We start from the raw sequence: 9,771 nt of genomic DNA, 5'->3' as shown, positions 1-9,771 counted from the left end.
ACTGTAATACTTTTTCTGTGTACTCATTTTTCTAAGATATTATTTTGGTCTTAATATCTCTAAAAAATCGTCCGTGTAAATTTAGCAACTCCATAATGGCGTTGCTGGTTTTTGTAGCTCCACTTATGGCATCAAGCTTATGATGAAGTAGGCATGTATCTATTTTCTGGCCATTCCACGATTCAAGTAATTTGGTATCTTCAACATGATGCAGAAATTCGCCCGTTTCATTGTTGCTGAGAAGCAGGGTGCTAATTATGGAGTTGTCATTTTTATTGAATCCGATTAGCAAGGGAACATCACCGGCATAGCCTTGATGATGTGCATCCAATTCATCTGATATAAGTGCATTACCTATTATTTTATTGTTTGAATCAAAAATAATAGTGCTGCCATCAGCCTGCGTTTTATAGGTAGAAGCGCTGGGATGTAATTTCTGAATATCAGTTAATGTGTAAACGGGTTCATCTGAAGAAAATAACCAGTCGAATGAGGCGCCTCCTCGTATGGCCACCGCTAAAAGCAACAAGGCAATTGTCAGATAAGTTAATATACTATTACTTCGCTTCATGTTAGGTATTTGTGCATTTCTGTTTCGTCGTCAAAAGTAGAGCTTAGTTTCGGCTCGCACAATATCAAAACTGTTAAGAGGATGCTAAAAAAAGACATGATATTTTGTAAAAAAGCACAGACCAAAAAATGATCTGTGCTTTTGCCTTTCAGTATTAAGAGTAACTAGTTCTTAACTAAAGTACCAATATTTTCACCTTTTAATACTTTGATTAGGTTACCTTTAGTGTCCATGTCAAAAACAACGATGTTGAGGTCGTTTTCCTTGCACATGGTAGTGGCGGTTAAGTCCATTATTTTAAGCCCTTTGTTGTAGATCTCATCAAAGGTTATCTCATCAAATTTTGTAGCAGAAGGATCTTTTTCAGGATCGGCAGTATAAATCCCATCAACTCTAGTCCCCTTAAGCATTACATCGGCTTCAATTTCGATGCCACGTAAAGATGAACCAGTATCTGTTGTGAAATAAGGATTACCTGTACCACCTGATAGAATTACCACTTCGCCCTGTTCTAGGGCAGCAACTGCTTTGGGTTTGTCGTAGTATTCGCCAACTGGCTCCATACGAATGGCGGTTAATACGCGTGTTTTAACGTCCATAGCAAGTAAAGCGGATTGTAAAGCCAGACCATTAATTACAGTTGCTAACATGCCCATTTGGTCGCCCTTGTAACGGTCAAAACCTTTTGAAGCTCCACTTAAACCACGGAAAATATTTCCACCCCCAATTACAATGCCTACTTGTACGCCTAATTCAACGGCTTCTTTTATCTGCTGGGCATAATCATTTAAGCGTTCAGGGTCAATTCCGTAACCTTGTTCACCCATTAATGATTCACCGCTTAGTTTTAGTAGTACTCTTTTGTATTTCATTTTTAAAGTATCAAGTATAAAGACAAAAGTATCAAGACGAATAATAAGCTGCAAATACTATAGTGTGTTTTATCTGTCAAAATGTTTAAAACAAAAAAAAGGGACTCAAAATTGAGTCCCTTTCATATATATGCTAAAATATATTATTAAGCATTTAAAGTAAAACGCTTGAAATCTACAGCAGCTAATCCTTTATTTGAATTATCAAGGTATTGCTTAATCGACACTTTATTGTCTTTCACAAACGCTTGGTTCATTAAAGTACTTTCTTTGAAGAATTTGTTCAAACGACCCATTGCAATCTTTTCCAACATTGCTTCTGGTTTACCTTCGTTACGAGCCATTTCCTTACCAATCTCCAACTCTTTCTCTTTCACGTCAGCAGGAACGCTGTTTTCGTCAAGAGCAACTGGAGCCATAGCAGCAGCTTGCATCGCAACATCTTTACCAACTTGCTCATCAAAATCAGCTTGGTTGAATCCAACCAATGTAGCTAATTTGTTACCAGGGTGAATGTAAGCAACTACTTTTTCAGCAGATACTTTATCGAAATGAGATAAATCTAATTTCTCACCAATTACACCTGTTTGCTCAGTTACTAAATCTTGAACAGTTTGCCCGTTCATATCTAATGCTTTAACAGCATCAAGATCGGCAGCATCAGCAGCTAAAGCGGCATCAAGAATTGAAGTAGCGAAATCAACGTAACTTTCGTTCTTTGCAACGAAGTCAGTTTCGCAGTTCAACACAATCATAATACCTGTTTTAGCATCAGCAGATACTTTTGCTAATACAACACCTTCAGTTGCTTCTCTGTCGGCACGTTTGTTAGCAATTGCTTGACCTTTTTTACGGATGATTTCAACTGCTTTGTCGAAATCTCCTTCAGCCTCTGTTAAAGCTTTTTTACAATCCATCATACCGGCACCGGTACTCTTTCTTAATTTGCTTACGTCAGCAGCAGTGATAGCCATGATATTTTCTTTTTAAAGATTTTTAAAAAATAGAATTACTCTTTTGTAGTTTCTTCGCTAGATGCTTCTGGCGCTTTAGGAGCCTCTGGAGCTGCCTCTTCTGCCTTTGGAGCTTCTGGTGCTTTTTCAACTACCTTTTCTTCTTTTTTAGCTTTTGCCTTTGCAGGCTCTGCCTTTTTACTACGAGTAGTTCTTTTTTCTTTCGAACCATCGCTATCTTTTTCAGCTTTACGTTCAGTCAAACCTTCTTGCATTGCTTTTACCATTACATCAGTAATAAGCTCAATAGATTTTGTGGCGTCATCATTAGCTGGGATAACAAAATCGATTGGTGCTGGATCTGAGTTAGTATCAACAATACCGAAAACAGGGATGTTCAAGCGAATGGCTTCTTTTACTGCAATGTGCTCTTTCATTACGTCAATAACGAACATAGCTGCAGGAAGACGAGTCAAATCAGCAATACTACCTAATGTTTTGTCAAGTTTTGCACGCTGACGGGTAATTTGAAGTCTTTCTCTTTTTGACAAGTTTTTCCACGAAGGATCAACCATTAATTTGTCAATAGAAGTCATTTTCTTCACTGCTTTACGAATAGTAGGGAAGTTAGTTAACATTCCACCAGGCCAACGCTCTACAACGTAAGGCATGTTTATGCTACCAATTTTATCAGCAATGATTTCTTTAGCTTGTTTCTTCGTTGCTACGAATAACACTTTCCGACCTGATTTTGCAATCTGTTTAAGTGCTTCAGCGGCTTCGTCGATTTTAACAGCTGTTTTGTGTAAATCAAGAATGTGAATTCCGTTACGCTCCATAAAGATGTATGGTGACATAGCTGGGTTCCACTTTCTTTTTAAGTGACCGAAATGTACTCCGGCTTCTAATAATTCCTCGAAATTTACTCTAGGCATTTTAATTCTTTTTTTAAGTTGTTTACGTTCTGTTTAAATCAATCATTAAGTAGTTCTTCTTTTAGAATTATAGATAATAGACTTTTAGATTCTTAGATTGATTTCTCAATTTATGTCTATGTGTCTTTTTTTTCTATTAGTCTAAAGTCTAGAAGGAGTCTCAACGATTTAGATACTAAACATACCAGACAAATATTAACGTTTAGAGAACTGGAATCTCTTACGAGCTTTAGGACGACCTGGCTTCTTACGCTCAACGACTCTAGAGTCACGTGTCATGAAACCTTCCGCTTTTAAAGCAGGTTTGTTTTCTTCGTCGATTTTTACAAGCGCACGTGAAATAGCTAAACGTACTGCTTCTGCTTGACCTTTAATTCCACCACCGTTTAGGTTGATTTTGATGTCGTAATTATCGACAACACCAATTACATTTAAAGGTTGTTTTACAATGTATTGTAATGTAGCAGCAGGGAAATAGTTTGAAAGATCGCGTTTGTTAATAGTGATCTGTCCTTTTCCTTCACTCATATAGATACGAGCAACTGCCTCTTTTCTTCTACCAATGGCATTAATAACTTCCATAGTGCTTATTTAATGGCGTTAATATCAATTACTTTAGGTTGTTGAGCTTCGTGACCGTGCTCAGAACCAGTATATACGTATAGATTTCTGAATTGCTGACGTCCAAGACGATTTTTAGGTAACATACCTTTAATCGCTCTTTCAACAAGTCTTTCAGGTTTCTTCGCGAACAACATCGCTGGAGTAACATCTTTACGTCCACCTGGATAACCACTGTGGTAGAAGAATTTGCGCTGATCCCATTTTTGACCAGTCAGAATAACTTTTTCTGCGTTGATAATAATTACATTATCTCCACAATCTACGTGAGGAGTAAAACTAGGTTTGTACTTTCCTCTTAACAATTTGGCTACTTTCGAAGCCATACGACCTACCACCATGTCAGCTGCATCAACAATAACCCATTCTTTGTTGGCAGTTGCTTTATTAGCAGAAATCGTTTTGTAACTTAACGTATCCATTTAATTTACTTTATTAATTATAACAGTTTGCAAGGCAAAAAAAATCCCCTTCTCCATAATCAGATCCCACCCCAATTATGATGAAACAGATAATTCCAACCTTTCTGATCGGATAATAATCGGCCGCAAAAGTAATCTAATTATTTGAGATATACCAATATTACTTATTAAAAGTGAACTCAAAATGTGAAATGCTATGTAAAAGCGATTATTATTGATTTATATACGAGTACTATCCTTGTTTAAAGATGGTGGTGGTGCAATTTTCTGTGAAAAGCATTAACTTGAAAACTTGTTAAAATACCTTGAGTGATGGAAGATCGTCATAGAGACTTTATGAGAAAGGCGATAGAATTATCGCAGAAGAATGTTGAGGAAGGTGGCGGCCCTTTTGGTGCTGTGGTTGTAAAGCATGGTAATATTATTGGCCAAGGAGTTAATGGGGTTACGCGCTTAAATGATCCGACAGCCCATGCTGAGGTAAATGCCATTCGTGATGCATGTAAAAATGTAAAATCATTTGATTTGGCTGGTTGCCAAATCTATACATCGTGCGAACCATGTCCCATGTGTTTGGGTGCCATATACTGGTCGCGAATTGAACGGATATACTACGCCAATACAAAAAAAGATGCTGCTTCAATTGGTTTCGACGATCAATTCATTTACGATGAGATTGGGAAAGCTTACGAAAGTAGACAGATCCCTTTCATAAAGGTCGAAGATGATAATGCGATTAATGCATTTAATATGTGGAAGGATAATGCGGATAAAATACGTTATTGACCTCTACTTATTTAAATTGCAGAGATCAATAAAGTATTTACTCGTTTTATATTGCATGTACTGAGTATCCAAAGGCAATAATGCTTTATAGTATTTCTCTGTGCCTTTGCGTCTCTGTGTTTGTTTTTTTCAGTACACTATCAAATAATGAACTTAAAAACCTTATCGCTTCTTCTTTGATTTCTTACCTGCTTTCACAGGTTTTTCAATGTAGTATCCTTCACGAGTAAGCAAGTGATCTAAATTGGCAATGCCATAAATAACTACAGCCGTAACCGTTGCCGCATGTTCTTGATATTCGGCAATGCTTTTATTGTACATGTCTCTTTCGGTATGCCATATTTCACCATAGCTGAAATCATATCCTTTAGGGTCTGCTATTTTAAATCCAATAGTTGGAACGCCTTCTACGGCAAACGGACCACTGTCAGTTCCCCATGCTTTTTTAGGTTTTTCACGAGGTGCACGTTCGCTTATCACAAAAGGAAAGTGGGGGTTGATATCATTTATTGAAGCACAGATGGATTCAAAATCAGCTCGCATTTCCTTGGGAACACTAATGCCAACTGGGGCGGTTGGTCCACCATCTCTGTTAATCATGTTCGATAATTTATCCAACTTATCCTTGTTGTCTCTAATCCATGCTTTCGAACCTAATAGTCCAAATTCTTCGGCTGCAAATAGGGCCACTAAAATGGTGCGTTTAGGTTTGGCTCCCGATTGCATGATCATCCTTGCAGCTTCCATGCTAGCTGAAACGCCTGACCCGTTATCTACACCACCACTGGCCACATCAAAAGCATCCAAATGTCCGCCCATCATCACATATTCATCAGGAAATTCTGTGCCAGGAATAATACCAATCACATTGTGATATTTGACAGGTCCCATTTTAAAATAGTTGCGAATGTCAAATTCAAGCTGAAAATACCGTCTTTCTTCTACCATTTGCTTGATGGTACTATACTGATGTTCATCAAGCTTAATGTCGGGAATGGTTGGTAGAGTCTCGAAAGTCATATCATTAATATTCTTTCTATCGTATAAAACACGAATGGGTGTAGGCGACGATTGGATGATACCCAAGATTCCAGCTTCGCGCATCTCTTTATAGAATAGACCTGGCTCTTCGATAAGTGGTAAAAGTTCTTTTTGAACCGAATTTCGATTTTGCCAATTTTCTCTTCTTATCTCATTGTTCTTAATATTAATCTTCTCGTTTTCTTTTTTGATAGAGTCACGTAGCGCTTGCGATTTGTTGGTGTAGTCGATTGGCCAACCTTTATTCTCGCCCGAAACGAGCACCCATGCTCCTTTTAATCGACCTTTCATGCGATCAAATTCGGCTTGCGTATGAGGTTCAATTAATACATGACCTCGTTGCACCCCTTTTGTTCCCGATGTGTATGAGGGTGTTGCAAAATGTAAGTGCATGCCATTATCGGATAACATACGTCCAAACCATGGACCACGATTAAAACCAACAGCTAATTCACCAGCTTCCTGGAGCTCGACTTGCATACCCCATTCTTTGAATTTACTAGCTGCCCAGTTGGCGCTGTTTTCATAAGCATCCGATCCAACCAATCGGCCTCCAAAACGATTGCAAAGGACATCTAAATGTTCCATCGTTTGATTATCAGTTTGGCCTATGCTAATTATTTTTTCTACGACAGGATCGCTTTGCGCATTAGTAGTGGCGAATATGAAAATGCTAAATAGTAATATTAGTATTGTTCTCATGGTTTGAATTATTAAATAGAATTTAAGCAGCGTGCAAATTACTTAAATGCATTAGAATATTGTAATTTTCATAATCATAAATTTATGTTCATGTTCTGTGAAGATATTGTTGAATGCATTCAAGAAAACGGAACATAAATTGGAGATGTAAAAAAAAGCAGAGTATAACCCAATGTAAATTAGAATAGAATTCTTTACCTTTTGTAGTTGGATTTTGTTTAAGATTAGATTAGCTTAAACGTTTAGAAAACAATTGAGAAGTTTTATTTTTTTACTTACTGTAGTAAGAAGTTATTTTGAATAATTTTTAATCAAAAAAATATGAAAAAAGAGTTTTTAATTAGTCTGGTAGTAGGATTTCTTTTAGTGTCATGTTCAACACTTCAAGTTACATCTGATTGGGATTCGTCAGTTGATTTTACGCAATATGAAACCTTTGAATATTATGGTTGGGCAGAAGAAAGTGACCAGCTTATGAATGATTTTGATAAGAAACGAATTGAAACTGCATTTGGGAATGAATTTTCAAAACGTAATTTGGAGTATGTTGAAGGTGGTGGAGATTTAATTGTAACGCTTTTTATTGTTGTCAAGGAAAAAACACAAAAAACTGCTAGCACAACACATATGGGTGGTTATGGAGGTTATTATGGGCGCTACTATGGTTATGGTCCGGGCTGGGGCTGGGGCATGGGACACTCGAGTACTGTGATTGATGAATATGATTATAATGAAGGAACTTTAGTAGTTGATATTTTTGATGCTAAAGAAAAAAAGTTGATTTGGGAAGGTATTGGTAAGAATACAATTGATGAAAATCCCCAAGCTCGGGAACGCAATATTCCCAAGGCTGTTGAAGCAATCATGAAGCAATTTCCAATTAAACCTGTTCAATAGTTAAGGTGAAATTTTCTAAAATAATGCTTTGAAGATTTTAATGTATCTGTGGTAAAAGATTATGATTTGGAAATACTACCAATGGTTTTACCAACGGTGTTGAGGGTGCCTATTTCTTTAGTCGAAATATTGGTATAAGGTTAATGATCGCATTACTTTTGGCCTATATAACCGCTTCATGTTTAGTAAGCCAGATATGGAAATACACGACATCGTTGATATTGATCCTGACGGAGAACCAATCTTTGAACATACCGAAACGGCTAAGTTCGACATGAGTCATTGGTCATTGGGTATTTCGATTAATGCCATTTTATAGGTGATTTGAAAATATTTATTGAGAGGAGGATGTCCAAAAAAGTAAGCTCGCTCATCGAGATGCCCCTTGAGCATGTCGAAAGGAAGTCGAGATGAAATTTTATTAATGCTGATTATCAACTAATAATCACTTCGACATACTTCGGCAAGCTCAGCAAGCACTCAGTGAACGGATGCTTTTAGACACCCTCCTTTTTTGTATGAAATTTGCAAAAAGTAGCTAAATCCTTTTAGGGTTCTTTCCATAAAAAAACCACGAATGTGGTTTAATTTGATTAGCCTCGGATGAAATCTGGGGTTCATTAATAATTTGCATAATGAATCCTAAAGGGATTCAACTTTTGTTTAAAACCAATCTCTCTAAAAGTAGTATTAGGAGATTTTGTCAATATTATATTTTGTGTATTTTTGCATTGTTATGATATCCTAGTAGACATACCCACAGGTCTTCAAGTCTGAAGACAATTGAAAAGTTTTCAATGTAATACTTTGCTAAAGTATTAGGCATTGTTGATACAGCTTTTCTATACTTTAATATCTTTTTAATAAATACTGAATAGATTGCACTTGCTGCAATTGACTATTCTATATGCAAAAAATAAAAAATGAAAATTTTAGATATTCATAACAATACAGTACGTCCAAAATTATATGAAAAGGGCAATGCTATTATGTGGACTGATACACACATCTCAAAGCAACTTCTTGATGTGCATTTAAATGCGGAATTGGATTTAGGTAGCCGTAAAGCAGAAACCATTAACAGTACTGTGAAATGGATTTTAGAGAGTTGTGAAAATAAGCAGCTTAATATCCTGGATTTAGGTTGTGGTCCTGGCCTTTATTCTGAACGCCTGGCAAAGGAAGGCCATAAAGTTACAGGTGTTGATTTTTCTGAGAATTCGATAAACTATGCTAAAGATCAAGCCAGGGAAAAGAAACTTGATATTACATACCTTAAAGAAGACTATTTAAACCTTGATTTAGAAGAAAACTCTTTTGATTTAGTGATTCTTATTTTTACTGATTTTGGCCCCTTGTTGCCAAAAGAAAGAGAACAACTTCTTATTAATGTTAAAAGGTTTTTGAAGCCGAACGGGACCTTTATTTTTGATGTATTGAATGATAAAAACATTGAAAATAAAATCAGTCCTAAAAACTGGGAGACAGCAGATCAGGGGTTTTGGAAAGATGAACCTTATTTGGCGCTTTCTGAGTCGTTTATTTACGAGAGTAATAAGGTTATTCTATATCAACACATTGTGGTTGATACACAGGAGAATATTTCTGTCTATCGGTTTTGGACACATTTCTTTTCTCAAATTGATTTAAGGAAAATACTTAGGGAGCATAATTTTATTGGCTTAAGTTTTCATGAAGATATCCTACCGGCAGGAGACTTGTGGAATGGTGATAACGTGACTTTCTGCAGAGCCATTAATAGGAAATAGCTTTTTTATTGATGACAGGTATAGGAGGCTGTTTCAAAAGAGAATTTAAAATCCAGACAACTTATAGATTAAAACTTAACCTTTATTTTTACCCCTCCAAACCTCTACTAAAGTGGAGGCTTAAGTCCCCTTCAGGGGATTTAGGGGTAACAAATATTGAAGTTAGTTACAAATTATAAGTTTCAAAGATTCTTTTTTGACT

General features: G+C 36.5%; 11 protein-coding genes. 4 read left to right on the top strand and 7 right to left on the bottom strand.

Annotated features, from left to right (window positions below; genetic code table 11):
* Positions 1 to 31: 31 nt before the first annotated feature.
* The 6 genes from ACRD7B_RS22170 to rplM form a co-directional block, all read right to left on the bottom strand.
* Positions 32 to 571 (bottom strand): FMN-binding protein, encoded by a 540-nt coding sequence (locus ACRD7B_RS22170; protein ID WP_430826857.1) that lies wholly within the window; start codon positions 569 to 571, stop codon positions 32 to 34.
* A gap of 164 nt (positions 572 to 735) precedes the next feature.
* Positions 736 to 1,443: a UMP kinase gene (pyrH, locus tag ACRD7B_RS22165; protein WP_430826856.1), complete on the bottom strand. Its 708-nt coding sequence runs from the start codon at positions 1,441 to 1,443 to the stop codon at positions 736 to 738.
* Positions 1,444 to 1,589: 146 nt separating this feature from the next.
* Positions 1,590 to 2,417: a translation elongation factor Ts gene (gene tsf / locus ACRD7B_RS22160; RefSeq protein ID WP_430826855.1), complete on the bottom strand. Its 828-nt coding sequence runs from the start codon at positions 2,415 to 2,417 to the stop codon at positions 1,590 to 1,592.
* 35 nt (positions 2,418 to 2,452) lie between these two features.
* On the bottom strand, positions 2,453 to 3,331 hold the full coding sequence (gene rpsB, locus ACRD7B_RS22155) for a 30S ribosomal protein S2 (protein ID WP_430826854.1): 879 nt from the start codon (positions 3,329 to 3,331) through the stop codon (positions 2,453 to 2,455).
* 195 nt (positions 3,332 to 3,526) lie between these two features.
* Positions 3,527 to 3,913: a 30S ribosomal protein S9 gene (rpsI, locus tag ACRD7B_RS22150; protein ID WP_430826853.1), complete on the bottom strand. Its 387-nt coding sequence runs from the start codon at positions 3,911 to 3,913 to the stop codon at positions 3,527 to 3,529.
* Between the two features lie 5 nt (positions 3,914 to 3,918).
* Positions 3,919 to 4,374, bottom strand: a complete 456-nt coding sequence (gene rplM / locus ACRD7B_RS22145; protein ID WP_430826852.1) for a 50S ribosomal protein L13 — start codon at positions 4,372 to 4,374, stop codon at positions 3,919 to 3,921.
* Between the two features lie 312 nt (positions 4,375 to 4,686).
* On the opposite strand from rplM, the gene ACRD7B_RS22140 reads away from it, so the two are divergent.
* Positions 4,687 to 5,160: a nucleoside deaminase gene (locus ACRD7B_RS22140; RefSeq protein ID WP_430826851.1), complete on the top strand. Its 474-nt coding sequence runs from the start codon at positions 4,687 to 4,689 to the stop codon at positions 5,158 to 5,160.
* A 162-nt stretch (positions 5,161 to 5,322) separates the two neighbouring features.
* Here ACRD7B_RS22140 and ACRD7B_RS22135 read toward each other — a convergent pair whose 3' ends face one another.
* On the bottom strand, positions 5,323 to 6,903 hold the full coding sequence (locus tag ACRD7B_RS22135; protein ID WP_430826850.1) for a M28 family metallopeptidase: 1,581 nt from the start codon (positions 6,901 to 6,903) through the stop codon (positions 5,323 to 5,325).
* A gap of 321 nt (positions 6,904 to 7,224) precedes the next feature.
* On the opposite strand from ACRD7B_RS22135, the gene ACRD7B_RS22130 reads away from it, so the two are divergent.
* The 3 genes from ACRD7B_RS22130 to ACRD7B_RS22120 all read left to right on the top strand — a co-directional run bounded on the left by ACRD7B_RS22130 (position 7,225) and on the right by ACRD7B_RS22120 (position 9,569).
* A complete protein-coding gene (locus tag ACRD7B_RS22130; protein ID WP_430826849.1) occupies positions 7,225 to 7,800 on the top strand; it encodes a DUF4136 domain-containing protein in 576 nt (191 codons plus the stop codon).
* Positions 7,801 to 7,978: 178 nt separating this feature from the next.
* Positions 7,979 to 8,119 carry a hypothetical protein gene (locus tag ACRD7B_RS22125; protein ID WP_430826848.1) on the top strand — a complete coding sequence of 47 codons (141 nt, stop codon included), beginning with the start codon at positions 7,979 to 7,981 and terminating at the stop codon, positions 8,117 to 8,119.
* 604 nt (positions 8,120 to 8,723) lie between these two features.
* Entirely contained in the window at positions 8,724 to 9,569 is an 846-nt protein-coding gene (locus ACRD7B_RS22120; protein WP_430826847.1) for a class I SAM-dependent methyltransferase, read from the top strand.
* Positions 9,570 to 9,771 lie beyond the last annotated feature (202 nt).

Source organism: Carboxylicivirga fragile, from assembly GCF_050589805.1.
In the GTDB taxonomy this organism is placed as follows: domain Bacteria; phylum Bacteroidota; class Bacteroidia; order Bacteroidales; family Marinilabiliaceae; genus Carboxylicivirga; species Carboxylicivirga fragile.
This window is presented reverse-complemented; position numbering and strand designations above follow the sequence as displayed.